This window comes from Streptomyces sp. DSM 40750 (assembly GCF_024612035.1).
GTDB lineage: Bacteria > Actinomycetota > Actinomycetes > Streptomycetales > Streptomycetaceae > Streptomyces.
In genome coordinates, this window is record NZ_CP102513.1 from 8,762,408 (window position 1) to 8,778,082 (window position 15,675).

Below are 15,675 nucleotides of genomic sequence, written 5' to 3' on the forward strand. Positions count from 1 at the left end.
CCTCTGGGCGGCAGGTGATCCTAGGGGCCCTAGGTTACGGCCCAGGTGGCCCTGCCACAGGGACACAAGAAAGGGCAAGGAGAGCAACCGCTCCTTGCCACTCTCAACGTATAGCGCACCGGGGGGCTTGCGGCAAGACCCCGCTCGTGCCGCAGAATCGCCGGCCGAAGCGAGAACTCGCGCACATGGGGGTTGTGATGATCGACGTGATCGTGGTCGGCGGCGGACCGACCGGCTTGATGCTGGCCGGAGAGCTGCGGCTGCACGGCGTGCACGTGGTCGTGCTGGAGAAGCTGACGGCGCCGAGCGGGGAATCCCGTGGGCAGGGCCTGCACGCGCGCAGTGTCGAGCTGATGGACCAGCGCGGTCTGCTGGACCGGTTCTCCGCGGTCAGTGAGAAGTTCCAGGTCGGCGGTCTCTTCGGCGGCATCATGAAACCGTGGCCGGAGAGTCTGGACACGGCTCACGCGTACGGTCTCGCCGTCCCGCAACCGGTCACCGAGCGGCTGCTCGACGAGCGTGCCGTCGAGCTCGGTGTGGAGATCCGGCGCGGTTGCGAAGTCGTCGGGGTGAGCCAGGCCGACGAGGGGGCCGGGGTGAGCGTCGCGTTGGCGGACGGTACGCGGTTGCGCTCGCGCTACCTCGTCGGGTGCGACGGCGGCCGCAGTGCGGTGCGCAAACTCCTCGGCGTCGGTTTCCCCGGCGAGCCCGCCACGGTCGAGACGCTGCTGGGCGAAATGGAGGTGACCGAGGATCCGGCGACGATCGCCGCCGTCGTCGAGGAAGTCGGCAAGACCCAACTGCGGTTCGGCGCCGTCCCCCACGGGGACGGCACGTACCGCGTCATCGTGCCCGCCGACGGCGTGGCCGAGGACCGTGCGACCGCGCCGACCCTCGACGAGTTCAAGCAGCGGTTGCGGGCGTTCGCGGGCACCGACTTCGGCGTGCACTCGCCGCGCTGGCTCTCCCGGTTCGGCGACGCCACCCGGCAGGCCGAGCGCTACCGGGTCGGCCGGGTGCTGCTGGCCGGCGACGCGGCGCACATCCACCCGCCGACCGGCGGGCAGGGGCTCAACCTCGGCGTGCAGGACGCGTTCAACCTCGGCTGGAAGCTGGCCGCGGAAGTCAACGGCTGGGCGCCCGAAGGGCTGTTGGACAGCTACCACGCCGAACGGCACCCGGTGGGCGCCCGCGTGCTGGACAACACCCGCGCGCAGATCGCGCTGATGGGGACCGATCCGGGTGCGACCGCGCTGCGGGGACTGTTCTCGAAGCTGATGGACTTCGAAGAGGTGAACCGGTACGTGACCGGGATGATCACCGCGGTCGAGGTCCGCTACGACTTCGGCGAGGGCCATGAACTGCTCGGCCGGCGGCTGCGGGACGTGAAGCTGAAGCAGGGGCGTCTCTACGAGCTGATGCACGGCGGCCGCGGCCTGCTGCTCGACCGGACCGGCCGGCTCTCGGTGGAGGGCTGGGCCGACCGGGTCGACCACGTCGTCGACACCAGCGAGGAACTGGACGTGCCCGCGGTACTGCTGCGGCCGGACGGCCACGTGGCCTGGGTCGGTGAGGATCAGCGGGGACTGCTCGGCCGGTTGCCCAAGTGGTTCGGCGCTGCCGCCGGTTGAGCGCGCGGCCCGGTCGGCCCCACCCCCGGAGACCGCGGTGGGGCCGAGCTGGATCAGTGAGTCTCGGTCGGACCCGCGCTCAGCCGATCGGCGCGTACAGCACGCCCAGCTTGTCGATCTCGGTGCCCGCGCGGCCGGTGAAGCCGGCGATCTGCCAGCCGGAGGGGGCCGTGAAGGTCCTGGTGGCGGAGGTGGCCGTGCCGGAGGTGAGGGTGCGGCCCTTGTCCGTGGTGAAGGCGGCGGAGAAGACGCGGGTGTGGCCGTCCTTCTGGCCCTGCGTCAGCTTCACGGAGGTGAGGTGCTCGCCCGAGGCCAGGGTGAGGGAGGTCGCCGTACCGCCCGTGCCGCCGTGCGTCAGCGTCGTACCGCCGTCATGCGTGAGCGAGACCGCGTCCAGGCGCGAGGAGCCGCGCAGGGTCAGGGTGCGGGGGGACACCGTCGACGGGAGGTCGTCCGCGTCGTTGAACGCCGTGCCGTGCGGGCCGCCGAAGAAGTCGCTCGCCCGGAGCTTGGAGTTCAGCGTCCAGGAGAAGTCGACGGCGTGCGGGAAGTGGTCGGAGAGGTTGGCGCCCGCCGAGTCGAGGAACTTGGCCCACTCGTTGTTGTAGCGGGTGGCGGAGAGGTTCACCAGGTTGCTGTCACGGTAGAGGACCTTGTCGACGACCTCGCAGTCGTTCGTCGGCGCGGTCGTCGGGCAGACGATCGCGTCACTGCCCTGCGCCGGCGGCGTGCCGCCCTTCACCAGCTGGACCCACGGATCCGTCAGGCCGTTCTCCGACACGAGGGTGCGGATGTTGTCGCCCGAGCGCGTGTAGCGGGTGTTGGTGTCACCCATGACGATCACCGCGTTGCCCGCGGAGTTGGCCTTGATGAACTCGGAGAGCTGTGTGACGTTGGCGCGGCGGGCGGCGAGGGCGGCGTCGTCGGAGTCGGCGTTCGTGTGCACGTTGTAGAGGTCGACGAACACACCCTCGTCGAGCCTCACCCGGGCCAGTGAAAAGCCCTTGGGAGTAAGGCAGTTCGTGCCGGTGCAGTCATTCCACTTCACCCGCTGGAAGTCCTCGAACGCGTAGTCCGAGAGGGTGTTGAGACCGTCGCCGAAGGGCACGCCCCCGCTGGTCGCCGTGCGGTGCGGGTGGTCGTCGCCCGCGTAGAGCGCAGCGTGGTAGTTGAAGTCCTCCTGGACGTTGACGATGTCGTACGCCCCGAGGCGCGGGGAGATCAGCGGGGTGTTGGTCGCCGGTTTGCCGGAGCTGAGCCCTTCCGGGAGGCCGGCGACGTTGTACGTGAGCACATTGAAGGTGCCGGAGGTGGCCGCCGCCGCGGGCGTCGAGCCGGTGGTGGCGAGACCGGTGAGGGCGAGGGCGGCGGCCGCGAGGGTGCCGATCAGTCTTCTCATGGGGGGTGTCTCCGAGGGGGCGGGGAAGGTGAGCGGTGCTCAGGTTCGGTGTCAACCAGTGTGACGTGCAAGGTCAGTTGGGGAAACAGTGAGGGAGGTGTTGATCCGCCGTATCCAGGGCACCCGGCGGCCACTCCCCGCTCGTTCAAGGTTCATGTTTCGCCTCGATCCTCCACAGGCGGCGCGGTCGCGTCGCGGAAGGCAGCCGCAGAAGGCAGCGGCATCCAGGAGGCGTTTCATGGGACACGGGCACGCACACGGTCATCACCACCACGGACACGACCACGAGCACGGGCACGAGGCGGGGGCCGCTCTCCCCGCGGCCTTCGACACCTCCGTGCCCGACGAGGCGCTGACCCCCGAACAGCAGTCCCGCCGCACCCTGCTGCGCCGCGCCGGCCTCCTCGGCGCGGGCCTGACCGCCGCGAGCGTCCTCGGCCAGGCGGCGGCCACCGCCCCCTCCTACGCCGCCCCGAACAGCCGTAAGCGCGGCGGCTTCCTCTGGCTGGCCGGCGACCACCACATCCACACCCAGTACAGCAACGACGGCAAGTACCGCGTCGTCGACCAGGTCCGCCAGGGCGCCAAGCACGGCATGGACTGGATGGTCATCACCGACCACGGCAACGCGACCCACGCCAAGATCGGCGTCGAGAAGGTCAACCCGGACATCAAGGAGGCCCGGACCGCGTACCAGGACACCCTCGTCTTCCAGGGCCTGGAGTGGAACATCCCGGCCGCCGAGCACGGCACGGTCTTCGTGCACCCCGGCAAGAACGAGGTCGCCGTCCTCAAGCAGTTCGAGACCGACTACGACGGCAGCGTGAAGGGCGCCTCCGACTCGACGCCCGCCAACGAGGCGCTCGCCGTCGCCGGCCTCAACTTCCTCGCCGAGCAGGTCCGGCGCCGCAAGGTCAAGGACGCCCTGATGCTCGCCAACCACCCGGCGCGCCGCGGTGTCGACTCCCCGCACGAGATCCGCGGCTGGCGCGACGCGACCGGCGCGAGCCACCGGATAGCCGTCGGCTTCGAGGGCGCCCCCGGCCACCAGGCCGCCGGTCTCCCCGCACCCCTCGGCATGGCCCGCGCCCGCGGCATCTACGACAACAACCCCAGCGCCAACTCCTTCGCCGGTTATCCCCTGGAGAGCTACCGCACCTGGGGCGGCTTCGACTGGATGACCGCCACCGTCGGCGGCCTGTGGGACAGCCTCCTCGCCGAGGGCAAGCCCTGGTGGATCACCGCCAACTCCGACTCCCACCAGGTCTACGGCGACACCGCCGTGCGCGGCGGCCCGGACAGCGACTACGCGGCCAACGGCAGGCACACCGACCCCGTCTACGGCGGGAAGATCGACATCACCCAGGGCGACTACTGGCCCGGCCAGTACAGCCGCACCCACGTCGGCGCCGACGGCTTCTCCTACGCCGCCGTCATGGACGGCATCCGCGCCGGCCGCGTCTGGGTCGACCACGGCCAGATCGTCAGCGGCCTCGACGTCCGCCTCTCCGGCGGCAGCCGCTGGGCCACCCTCGGCGGCGCCCTGCACGTCAAGAAGGGCACCAAGGTCACCCTGACCGTCGACGTGGCACTGGCCGACGGACCCAACTGGGCGGGATTCGTACCGAAGCTGGCCCGCGTCGACGTCATCCAGGGCGATGTGACGGGCACGCCCGCCGACAAGGACACCTTCACCGCCCCGACCGCGAAGGTCGTGAAGTCCTACGAGGTGAACAAGTCCACCGGCACGGTCCGGCTCACCTACGAACTCGGCAAGGTGGACCGCCCGCTCTACGTCCGCCTGCGCGGCAGCGACGGCAACCGCTCCGCCGTCGGCCCGATGGGCGCGGCGGTCGACCCGGCGGGCCCCGCCATCGACGTCGTCGGCGACGCCGACCCGTGGCGCGACCTGTGGTTCTACTCCAACCCGGTGTGGGTCCTGCCCGCATGACGCCGTACGCCCTCACCGTGGACGCCGGGGTCAGGGACCTGCGCGCGGCCGACCACCTGCTCCACACGCTGGCCGCCGAACTCGCCCTCCCCGAGGGCGTGTTCGGCTGCACACACCTGGTCCGCGGAGACCGGCCACGCGTCGTCCTGTCCCTCGCGCTGCCGTCCGAGCCGCTCCTGCGCACCGCCCGGGAGCGGCTCACCGACCGGGGCCACGACCTGTCGCCCGGCGCGCCCGACGCGGCGGGCCGGGCGGTGGTCTACCCGGGGGTCACCTCCCTCACCGGCACGCTGACGGTCGCGGACGTGCTGGCGCGCTCGGCGATCGACCGCGTGACGGTCCTCGGGACATCCACCCGACCGGCGCCGGAGACAGAACTGCTGACAAGGGATCACGTACGCCCGCAATGGCAGGACGGCGATCTCGTCCTGACCGCCATGCCGGCCGTGGGCGGCACCCTCGTCCCCTTCGAGGTGCCCGATCCCACGCCGTGCTGCGCTGACCACTGAGCACCTCCGGTCACCTCGCGCCGCGCCGGGCACCGTCGGATGTACTCGGCCCGGTGCCCGGTCGGGACCATGCTGGGTCCGGTACCGGTGTGGCTGAGGAGGACGACGCATGGACGGGCTGATCTCACTGGTCGGCGCGGCGGTGGTGATGATCATCCTGCGGGACGTGTTCCACACGCTGTGGCACCCGACCCGCCATGGAGGGCTGAGCCGGATCGTCATGACGGCGCTGTGGCGCCTGTCCTCCCGCACCAGCCCCCGCGCGAGGGCCGCGGGAGTCGCCGGACCGCTCGGCATGGCCTGCGTGGTGGCGATGTGGACCTGCGGCGTGGCCGTGGGCTGGGCGGTGGTCTACTGGCCGCACATGCCGGAGGGGTTCGTCTTCTCGAGCGACCTGGAGCCGACAGAGCACTCCCGACCGGTGGACGCCCTCTACATCTCCCTGGTGATCCTGGGCACCCTCGGACTCGGTGACATCGCACCGGCGGAGGGCTGGCTGCGAGTCGTGGCGCCTCTTGAGGCACTGGTCGGATTCACGCTGCTGACCGCCACCGTCACGTGGGTCCTCGGCATCTTTCCCGCACTGGCCCGGCGCCGGACGCTGGCGCTGCGCATCTGCCATCTGCGCGGCGCCGGACTGACCACCGAACAACTGGACTCCGCCGCGGGAGCGGCCGTGCTGGACGGCCTGGCCGCCGAGATCGCCCGCGTGAGCGTGGACTTCGCCCAGTACCCGGAGTCCTACTACTTCCACGACGGACTCGGCGACACCGCGCTGGCGCCGAGCATCGGTTACGCCGCCGAACTCACCGAACGGACACGACGGGCACAGCATCCGGGCGCCCTGATCTCCTCCAGCGTCCTCACCGCCGCACTCGACGACCTCGCCACCGTCCTCGACGAGCGCTTCCTGCACTCGGGCGGGGACTGGCGGTACGTACTCGGCGCCTACGCCCGCGACCACGGCGGCGGCTGAGACCCGCCGACCGCCTCCGGTGACCGGGACGCCGGTACGGTCCGTCGTCGGCGGGCGCGCGAAGGCCGCCGTGCGGCAGCCTTCGCGCGCCCGCCGGTTCAGCCGATCTCGGAGAAGACGAACGAGAACTCCGTCGGCCCGGCCGGCAGGTGGTACTGCGGCAGCGCCCCCGGCCCGCACGACTGGGAGCCGATGCCCATCTGCCCGTGGTCGAGGTTGACCCACACCGTGTCATCGGCCTGAAGATCGGTCAGATGCTCGGCGGCGTCGAGCTGTTCGCTCGTCCAGCGCCGGGCGGTGAACCAGAACTCCGGGTCGGCGTCGATCCGCAGGCCACCCAGCTCCGCCCAACGGACGTCGGGGCGGGCGCCGTTCTCCTGCGGGCGGACGTACGGCGTCTGGAGTTCGTCGACCGTGGAGTGCCAACGGCCCAGCATGGACGCGGACTTGGTGTCGGGGTAGCCCTCGCCGGGGCCGCCGCCGTACCACTTCACCGCGTCCGCGGACGCCAGGCCGAAGCGGATGCCGAGCCTCGGCAGTGGAACGGTCCAGTCGCCCTCCGGGTCCACCGACACGGTCAGCTTCAGCCGCTTCCCGTCGGAGGTCCACCGGTACGTCGTGCGCAGGCCGATCTCCCAGGCGGCCGGCGCCACCCGGGTCCGTACGGTGAGCGCGTCCGAACCCAGCTCGACGTCGTCCAGCCGGTGCTGCATCCGGTGGAAGCCGAACTTGCGCCACAGCAGGCCGTACCGCAGGTCCGGCTGCCAGGGCGCCCCGTTGTCGTTGTCCGTCGGCGCCCGCCACACATCCAGGCGCAGGCCGGTCACATCGAGGCCGCCGATGGTCTTCAGGGCGCCGGTGCGGGCATCGAAGGAGGCCGGGCCCAGGTAGATCAGCCGCTCGCTCGCCGTGGGACCGTCACCCGGCACCACGGTCGGCAACGGACGCTCCACGACCGGGAGTTGGGCCCAAGCCACCTGGTGGTCCTTCTTGCCCCAGGCCGTGTCCTCGGCCAACAGAGCCCGCACCGTCCACAGCCCCTCGCCGGCCGGTCCGCCGGACGGGGGCTGCGGCAGCTTCACCTCGGCCGACTCGCCCGGCTTCAGGGAAGGCACCGACAGGGCGCCCGCCTCGACGGTCTTGCCGTCGACCTGGTACGACCACTCGAAGGCCAGCGCGGAGAGGTCGGCGAAGTCGTACGCGTTCCGCACCCGTACGGTCCCGTCCGAGCCGTCGCCCTCGATGCGGACGGGCTCGATGACCTTCTTGAACTCGACCAGACCGGGGGAGGGTGTGCGGTCCGGGAAGACCAGCCCGTCGCAGACGAAGTTGCCGTCGTGCAGCTCCTCGCCGAAGTCGCCGCCATAGGCGAAGCCCAGCTCCGGGTGCTTGACGCCGTGGTCGATCCACTCCCAGATGAAGCCGCCCTGGAGGCGTTCGTGCGCCTCGAAGATCCGCTGGTAGTCGGCGAGGCCGCCGGGACCGTTGCCCATGGCGTGGCCGTACTCGCACTGGATGAAGGGGAGCCCACGGCGCTTGTGGGTGCCGCCGTCCAGGCCCTGGCCGATGCGCTCGACCTCGGCGTGGTCGGCGTACATACGGGAGTAGATGTCGGTGTCGCGGCAGTCCCAGTCGCCCTCGTAGTGCACGAGGCGCGAGCCGTCGCGGCCGTGGATCCACTCGGCCATGGCGGTGAGGCCGCGGCCGGTGCCGGCCTCGTTGCCGAGGGACCAGATGACCACCGAGGGGTGGTTCTTGTCGCGCTCGACCATGCGGGCCGCGCGGTCCAGGAGGGCCGGGGTCCAGCGGTCGTCGTCGACGGGGTTGTCCCGCCACGCCTGCTCGGTGAAGCCGTGGGTCTCCAGGTCGCACTCGTCGATCACCCAGAGGCCGTACTCGTCGCACAGGTCGAGAAAGGCCGGGTGCGGCGGGTAGTGCGAGGTGCGCACGGCGTTGAGGTTGTGCCGCTTCATCAGCAGCACGTCCTCGCGCATGGTCTCCAGGTCGAGGGCGCGTCCCTTCTCCGGGTGCCACTCGTGGCGGTTGACGCCCTTGAAGAGGATCGCCCTGCCGTTGACCTTGAGCAGGCCGTCCTCCAGCACGACCGTACGGAAACCGATCCGCAGCGGGACCCGCTCGCCCTCGGTCACCAGCTCACCGGCGTACAGCCTGGGCGTCTCGGCCGTCCACGGCTCGACCGGCACGGTCACCGACTCGCCCGTCTCGACATCGATGTCCAGGGCGGGCACGAGGACCCGGCCGTCGACGTCGGAGTCGACGCGCAGGGTCCCGATGCCGCCGACGTGGTCGTACGAGGCGTGCACGAAGAAGTCGAGGGCGCTGCCCGCCGGGCGGTGCAGCAGGGTGACGTCCCGGAAGATGCCGGGCAGCCACCACTGGTCCTGGTCCTCCAGGTAGGAGCCCGCCGACCACTGGTGCACCCGGACGGCGAGCACATTGCCGGCCGGCTTCAGCAGGTGCCCGACCGTGAACTCGTGGGGCAGCCGGGAGCCCTTGAACTCACCGATGTCCGTGCCGTTCAGCCACACCCGGGCGCAGGACTCCACGCCGTCGAAGCGGAGCACCGCCCCGCCCTCGGAGAGAGCGGGCCACCCCTCCGGCAGGTCGAAGTACCGCAGATGGTCGCCGGTCGGGTTCTCCGTCGGCACCCTCGGCGGGTCCACCGGGAAGGGGTACAGATGGTTGGTGTAGATCGGCGCCCCGAAGGCCCCGTCGCCCTGCAGCACCCAGTGGCCCGGCACGGCCACCTCGGCCCAGCCCCCGGCGTCGTACCCCTCCGCCGCGAACGAGTCGTCCTCGGCATCGGCGGTGGGGGACAGCCGGAAACTCCAGCTGCCGTTCAGAGAGAGGGACTTGGCGTCGGAGGACGCGTACCAGGCGCGGGGCGGGAGGGCCCCGCTGCCCGGTGACACGTCCTCGACGTAGTCGACGGAGGTGGCGGTGGTGCGGAAAGACATCGGTCTCCTTGCTGATTTCCTAGCCCTTGATGCCGGTCTGCGCGATGCCCTGCACCAGCCAGCGCTGGAGGAAGAGGAACACGAACACCAGGGGCAGGATCGAAATGGCCGTGGCCATGAAGATCAGGTGGAAGTTGACGGTCTGGCCGGTCATGTAGTTCGAGAGCGCGACCTGGACGGTCCACGCGCTCGGGTCCTGACCGATGACCAGGGGCCACAGGAAGGAGTTCCACCCGCTGATGAACGTGATCGTCGCCATCGCGGCGAAGAAGTTCAGCGAGTTGGGCACGACGACCCGCCAGTACGCGCCCATGTAACCGAGCCCGTCCACGCGCGCCGCCTCCTCCAGCTCCTTGGGGAACCCCAGGAAGTACTGCCGGAACAGGAAGCATGTGAAACCACTGAAGAGGCCCGGAATGATGAGACCGCGATACGTGTCGATCCAGCCGAGCGAGGAGACCAGCACGAAGCTGGGCACGAAGGTGACCGCGGTGGGGACCATCAGGGTGCCCAGGACCGCGTAGAAGACCTTGTTGGCGTGCTTGTACGGGATGCGGGTCAGGCCGTAGCCGGCCATCGAGCAGACCAGCAGTGTGCCGACGGTGTGCAGGACACCGATGACCGCCGAGTTCCACAGCGAGCGCGCGAAGTCGACCGACGGGTCGTCGAACGGCTCGCTGATGTTGCCCCACTGGATGTCGGTGGGGAACCACTTCCATTCCTCGCCCGTGATCTCCGGGTCCGTCATCAGCGCGTTGCGGACGATCAGATAGAAGGGGATGAGGAAGAGGAGCGCGGCGAAGCCGGTGGCGAGATAGAGACCGGTCGAGCCGATCACGCTGCCGGTCCGGACGCGACGCGGCTTGGCCGACGCGTCCACCCGGTCCGCCGGAGGTGTCGTGGTGGTGGTCACTTGGACTCCTCACCCCTTCCGAATCCCAGGAACTTGCCCTGGAGCAGGGTCACGAGGCAGATCAGTACGGTGAGGATCAGCGCACCCGCGCTGCCCGCGCCGTAGTCCTGGCTCTCACCGAGGGCCTTGTAGTACAGCTCGACCAGCGGCGGTCTGCCCCACGTGGTCTTGTTCAACAGGTTGAAGAACTCGTCGAAGGCCTGGTACGCGGCCACGAGCAGCAGCAGGATCACGGCGGTGGAGGTCGCCCGCAGCTGCGGCAGGGTGATGTGCCAGAACGTCTGCCAGCCCGGCTTCGCGCCGTCGATGGAGGCGGCCTCGTACAGCTCCTGCGGGATGTTCTGCAGGGCCGCGATGAAGAGGATCATGTAGAAGCCGGCCTGGAGCCAGAGGCGTACGGTCAGGATGACCAGCCAGTACCACGGCGGGTCGGGGCTGGCCAGCCAGGCGGTGTTGTCGACGCCGAAGAGGCCCAGGAAGGTGTTCGCGAGACCGAAGCGGACACCGTTGAAGATGGACATCTTCCAGACCAGCGAGGCGGCGACATAGCTGACCGCCGTCGGCAGGAAGAACACCGACCGGAAGAACGCCCGCATGAACCGCAGCCGGTTCACCATCAGCGCGAGCCCCAGCGAGGTTCCCCAGGTCAGCGGCACGATGAAGAGGGCGAAGAGCGAGAAGGTGACGAGGGACCGGATGAACTCCTCGTCGGTCAGCATCGTCACGTAGTTGTCGAGGCCGACGAACTCGCTCGGCGTGACCGTGAAGCGGGCCTCGAAGAACGACAGATACAGGCTCCACAGGATCGGCAGATAGACGAAGATCGCCAGGCCGATGAGGAACGGCCCGGTGAAGAGCCAGAAGTTGAACGTGGGGGAGCCCCACAGCCCCCGCCGCGGCTTGGCCGGGGAGGCCTTCGCCGGGGCGGGGCTGGAGACGCCGTCCTTGGTGATGGTCGACATGTCGTGAGTACCTGTCCGCCGACCTATCCGAAGAGCTTCTTGAGCTCGCGGTTGACCTTCGCGTCGGCCTTGGTGAGCTCCGCTTCCGGGTCGCCGTCCTTGCGGACGGAGTTGGCGAGGACGTCCTCCAGAGCGGTGATGCTGGCCTGCGTCCAGCCGATGTTGTCGAAGTTGCCGTACTCGTTGAAGAGCTTGACGCCCTCAGCGGGCAGACCCGACTTCAGCTTGTCGGCCGACTCCGCGATCGACGTGCGCGGCGGGATGTGGAAGCCGTAGGAGAGCGCCCAGTCCTCCTGGTACTCCTTCTGGTCGATCCACAGCCACTTCACGTATTCCTTGGTGGCTTCGAGGTTCTTGCTCTTGGCGTTGACGAACATCGACCAGCCGCCGTTGTAGACCGAGAGCTTGCCGGCGTCGCCGACCTTCGGGAACGGGAAGATGCCGAGGTCGTCGCCGAGTGCCTCCTGCATCTGCGGCATCGCCCACATGCCGCACCACTGCATGGCGGTCAGGCCCTGGTTGAGCGCGGACGGGTCCCAGAAGTCGGTGGGGGCGTCGAGCAGCAGGTCACCGCTGGTGAACAGCTTGCGCAGCTGCTTGAAGCCGTCGACGACCGCGTCCGTGTGGTACGCGATCTGGTTCTTGTCGTCGAGGTGCTGGGCGCCCGCCGACCAGATCAGCGGGTTGACCATCGAGTGCAGGGTGTTGCCGAGGTAGGCGCCCTTGACCTTGTCCGTGGTCAGCTTGGCGGCGGCCTCGAGCAGCTCCTCCAGCGTCTGCGGAACCTCGACGCCGGCCTTCTCGAACATCGACTTGCGGTAGAAGAAGAACTGCGGGTCGTCGATCATCCGGATGCCGTATATCTTGCCGTCGACCGTGTGCGAGGCGATGTCGGCCGGGTTGAAGTCGTCCTTGACCGGGTCGATCAGGTCGGTCAGGTCCGCGACCTGGCCGCTCTCGATCATCTGCAGCTGCGGGTGGAACTCGAAGCAGTCGGGGGCCTTGTCCGTGAGCAGCGAGGCGAAGAGCTTGCTCTCGAAGTTGGAGCCGGTGATCCACTGCGTGGTCACCTTGGTCTCCTTGTAGGCGGCCGCGTACTTCTTGATCGCCTGCTCGGTCCCGGCCTCGCCGTACGCGTGGAAGTACTGCGTGAGACCGGCGCCCCCGCCGCTGCTACGGCCGGTGTTGCTGCCGCACGCGGCCAGTCCGCCGGCGGCGGCCAGGCCCATCGCGGCTCGCAGTACGGAGCGGCGGTCCCAGTTGCTGTTGCTCATTGCCGACATGCTGACGTCCTTGTCTCGAGTACGGCTGCGGCTCTGCGCCTCTGGCTCGGCGGCTCAGTGCCAGTTGGCTCAAAGGGGCTTGCGGTGCGGGACGTTAAACCTTCGGCTAAGCCTTCGGCAAGGGGTTGGACGAAGTCTGTTCGAAGCGTTGTATTCGGTTCGGTGTTCCGAACGTCCGTGCGGCGCAAAGGGTTTGGTGAAGGGGGTGAGGGCCGCCGGGTCAGGGTCCGGCGGCCCTCGGCTCATGGGGGACCACTGCGGTGACCAGGCCTGATCGGCCTGAGACGTGCATCCCTTCCGTCGTCATGAGGGCGGTGCGCTACGGCTCCTTGCCGGAACGGTGCGTTTCACGGACCTCTGTCCGACCGACTGGAGCGCCCCTTCGAGCGCGAACGTCGCCGCGCCCAGGCACGCCGGATCGGTGGGGATCAGGGAGAGGACGATCTCGGTGGCGGCCATCGGCCGCGGCAGCGCGTGCCGGGCGACGGCCTCGCGCACCTCCGCGACCAGGGGCTCACCGAGGGCGGCCGCGACCCAGCTGCTGAGCACGACCACTTCGGGATTGAACAGGTTGACCAGGTCGGCGATGCCCGCGCCGAGGTAGCGCGCGGTGTCCCGCACCACCTTGACCGCCACCGGGTCCTGCCGGGCCGCCCCCTGGGCGAGCGCGGCGATGGTGGCCGTCTGGTCCTCCGGGTGCAGCAGCGTGCTGCGTGGGCTCAGCTCCCGGAGGTTCAGCATGATCCCGGGGGCACCCACATACGTCTCCACGCAGCCGTGGTTGCCGCAGTGGCACAGCCGGCCGTCCAGGACGATCGTGGTGTGGCCCCACTCCCCGGCGCTGTTGCTCACCCCCCGGTGCAGCCCACCGCCCAGGACCAGCCCGGCGCCCACCCCGGTCCCGAGGTTGACCACCACGGCGTCCCCGCGTCCGCGCGCGGCCCCGAACCACAGCTCGGCCACCGCGACGGCACGCAACGGGTTGTCCAGGTACAGGGGGTAGGCGATGTGCTCGGTGAGCAGGTCGAGCAGCGGCACGTCGTGCCAGTCCCAGTTGGGCGCGTACTCCGAGATGCCGGTGGCGCGGTCCACCTGCCCCGGCACGCTCACGCCGACGCCGAGCACCCGGGCGCCCTCGATGCCGGCCTGCGCGACCACCGAGCCCACGGCGGCGGCGACATGGCCGACCATCTGCTCCGGAAGGCTCTCACCGGCGCGGACGTCCTCCTCGGCACGGGCCAGGACGTTCAGCGCGAGGTCGAACAGCTCGACATGGACGTACGTCTCCGCGATGTCGACGCCGATCAACGCGCCCCCCGACGCGTTGACGGCCACGAGTCCGCGGGGGCGGCCCCCCGCCGAGTCCTCGAACCCGACCTCCGTGATCATGCGGAGGTCGAGCAGCTCACCGACGAGCGTGGCGACCGTGGCCAGGCTCAGCCCGGTGGCCGCCGCCAGCTCCTGCCGGGAGGTGGGAGACTTGGCGATGATCTGGCGCAGCACCTCGTAACGGTTCGCGGTGCGAATGTCGCGTGAGGTGCGCTTCACCGACGACATGAATCCCCTCGATCCCTCCAGGCCATGACGAGGCCTGCTGCCCCGGCGCGGCGCCAGGCTATGGCGCGCGGGGACTTTCGACAAGGGGTTAGGAAAGGGGGTTTACAAAGTCCCCCGATGAGCGAGGATCCGTGGCCGAAGACCGATGGGACGCCAGGAGCCCAGGTAGGAGCCTCGCACTCCGGTCACCGTCAGGCGTCGAGGACTCTCCTGACGAACGCGTTGCGGAACTTGCCCGCCGGATCCAGCGCGTCGGCCAGCACCCGGAAATCACCCAGTCGTGGGTACAGGCCCCGGAGTGCCACCGCCGGAACCGTGAACACCTTGCCCCAGTGCGGCCGCGCCTCGAACGGCGCGAGCACCTCCTCGACCCGCCGCACCACCGGCAGCACGGGCGCCGCGTCCGCGATCCACGTGAAGTGCAGCGCGACCGTGTCCCGCCCGTGGGCGGGGCTGAGCCACTGCTCGTCGGCGGCCATGGTGCGGACCTCGCAGACCTGCAGCACCGGCGCCACGGCGTGCCGGATCTCGTCGAGCGCGTGCAGGGCGTCCACGGCGAACGGGCGCGGCAGCAGATACTCCGACTGCAGCTCGTCCCCGCTGCTCGGCGTGAACTCCGCCCGGAAGTGCGGCAGCCGCTCGTGCCAGGGACCGGGCACCCCGAACTGCTCGGTGCAGTTCACCGCCGGCATCCCCGGCACCGGATGCATCGCCCGATCCGCCGGCGCGGCCCACGAGAAGTCCGGCGCCGGCCGGTCGGTGCGCTGCTTGACCCAGGCCTGGTCGAAGCCGGAGTTCCGCCAGCGGGTGAAGAGACTCACGCTGTACGCCGACGCCGACACAGCGGCGAAGTCCAGTCCCGCCAGGGGGAGTTGGCCGAAAACGTGCTGGCTCACCTCGAAGGCCGGTTCCAGGTCGAGGGTGAGCGCGGTGACCACGCCGAGGGCGCCGAGCGAGGTGACCGCACCGCCGAAGCGGTCGTCGCCCCGGGCGAGCGTCACCGTCGTACCGTCCGCCGTGACCAGCTCCACCTCGCGCACGGCCGCCGCGAGCGGCCCGTTGCCGTCGCCCGAACCATGGGTTCCGGTGGCCACCGAGCCCGCCACGGAGATGTGCGGGAGGGAGGCCATGTTGTGCAGGGCGAGACCTTGGGCGTGCACCGCGCGGGCCAGCTCCGCGTACCGGACTCCGCCCCCGACCCGTACCGTACGGGCCGCCGTGTCCACCTCGATCGTCGGCGGCAGCCCGGTCAGGGAGAGCAGGACACCCTCGGGGCCGGGCTCCGCGATCTCGTTGAACGAGTGCCCGCTGCCCAGTACGCGCACCCTCTCGCTGCCCGCGACCAGGGTCCGCAGCGCGTCCACGGAGCGCGGCCGGTGCAGCTCCTTGGCGGTGTACGTGATGTTCCGGGCCCAGTTGGTCAGGGTCTCCGTCGTCATGCTCGGTGTCCTCCACGATCCGCGGGCCAGGGGATCCGTCCGGCGGACAGGCCCCAGCCGTCCGGGCCATCCTCCCC

General features: G+C 70.0%; 11 protein-coding genes. 4 read left to right on the forward strand and 7 right to left on the reverse strand.

Annotated features, from left to right (window positions below):
* Positions 1-197: 197 nt before the first annotated feature.
* Positions 198-1,631: a rifampin monooxygenase gene (gene rox, locus JIX55_RS38810; RefSeq protein ID WP_257567905.1), complete on the forward strand. Its 1,434-nt coding sequence runs from the start codon at positions 198-200 to the stop codon at positions 1,629-1,631.
* A 79-nt stretch (positions 1,632-1,710) separates the two neighbouring features.
* Here rox and JIX55_RS38815 read toward each other — a convergent pair whose 3' ends face one another.
* Entirely contained in the window at positions 1,711-3,030 is a 1,320-nt protein-coding gene (locus JIX55_RS38815) for a jacalin-like lectin (protein ID WP_257567906.1), read from the reverse strand.
* Positions 3,031-3,268: 238 nt separating this feature from the next.
* Here JIX55_RS38815 and JIX55_RS38820 point away from each other — a divergent pair, with 238 nt between their 5' ends.
* The 3 genes from JIX55_RS38820 (at position 3,269) to JIX55_RS38830 (ending at position 6,466) form a co-directional block, all read left to right on the forward strand.
* Positions 3,269-4,981 (forward strand): PHP domain-containing protein, encoded by a 1,713-nt coding sequence (locus JIX55_RS38820; protein ID WP_257567907.1) that lies wholly within the window; start codon positions 3,269-3,271, stop codon positions 4,979-4,981.
* Positions 4,978-5,490 (forward strand): hypothetical protein, encoded by a 513-nt coding sequence (locus JIX55_RS38825; protein ID WP_257567908.1) that lies wholly within the window; start codon positions 4,978-4,980, stop codon positions 5,488-5,490. The genes JIX55_RS38820 and JIX55_RS38825 overlap by 4 nt, the downstream gene beginning before the upstream one ends.
* A gap of 109 nt (positions 5,491-5,599) precedes the next feature.
* Complete coding sequence (locus JIX55_RS38830; RefSeq protein ID WP_257567909.1) at positions 5,600-6,466, forward strand: potassium channel family protein; 867 nt, start codon at positions 5,600-5,602, stop codon at positions 6,464-6,466.
* Positions 6,467-6,564: 98 nt separating this feature from the next.
* Here the strand turns inward: JIX55_RS38830 and JIX55_RS38835 are convergent, their stop codons facing one another.
* The 6 genes from JIX55_RS38835 to JIX55_RS38860 all read right to left on the reverse strand — a co-directional run bounded on the left by JIX55_RS38835 (position 6,565) and on the right by JIX55_RS38860 (position 15,598).
* The gene (locus JIX55_RS38835) at positions 6,565-9,444 is read right to left on the reverse strand and encodes a glycoside hydrolase family 2 TIM barrel-domain containing protein (RefSeq protein WP_257567910.1); all 2,880 of its coding nucleotides are present in this window, start codon (positions 9,442-9,444) and stop codon (positions 6,565-6,567) included.
* Positions 9,445-9,463: 19 nt separating this feature from the next.
* Positions 9,464-10,357, reverse strand: coding sequence for a carbohydrate ABC transporter permease (locus JIX55_RS38840; protein WP_257567911.1), 894 nt, complete (start codon positions 10,355-10,357; stop codon positions 9,464-9,466).
* Positions 10,354-11,319 carry a carbohydrate ABC transporter permease gene (locus tag JIX55_RS38845; RefSeq protein WP_257567912.1) on the reverse strand — a complete coding sequence of 322 codons (966 nt, stop codon included), beginning with the start codon at positions 11,317-11,319 and terminating at the stop codon, positions 10,354-10,356. Before JIX55_RS38845 ends, JIX55_RS38840 begins: the two co-directional genes overlap by 4 nt.
* Before the next feature lie 23 nt (positions 11,320-11,342).
* Positions 11,343-12,602 carry an ABC transporter substrate-binding protein gene (locus JIX55_RS38850; protein ID WP_257567913.1) on the reverse strand — a complete coding sequence of 420 codons (1,260 nt, stop codon included), beginning with the start codon at positions 12,600-12,602 and terminating at the stop codon, positions 11,343-11,345.
* 303 nt (positions 12,603-12,905) lie between these two features.
* Positions 12,906-14,159: an ROK family transcriptional regulator gene (locus JIX55_RS38855; protein WP_257567914.1), complete on the reverse strand. Its 1,254-nt coding sequence runs from the start codon at positions 14,157-14,159 to the stop codon at positions 12,906-12,908.
* Between the two features lie 191 nt (positions 14,160-14,350).
* On the reverse strand, positions 14,351-15,598 hold the full coding sequence (locus tag JIX55_RS38860; protein ID WP_257567915.1) for an FAD-binding protein: 1,248 nt from the start codon (positions 15,596-15,598) through the stop codon (positions 14,351-14,353).
* Positions 15,599-15,675: the final 77 nt, after the last annotated feature.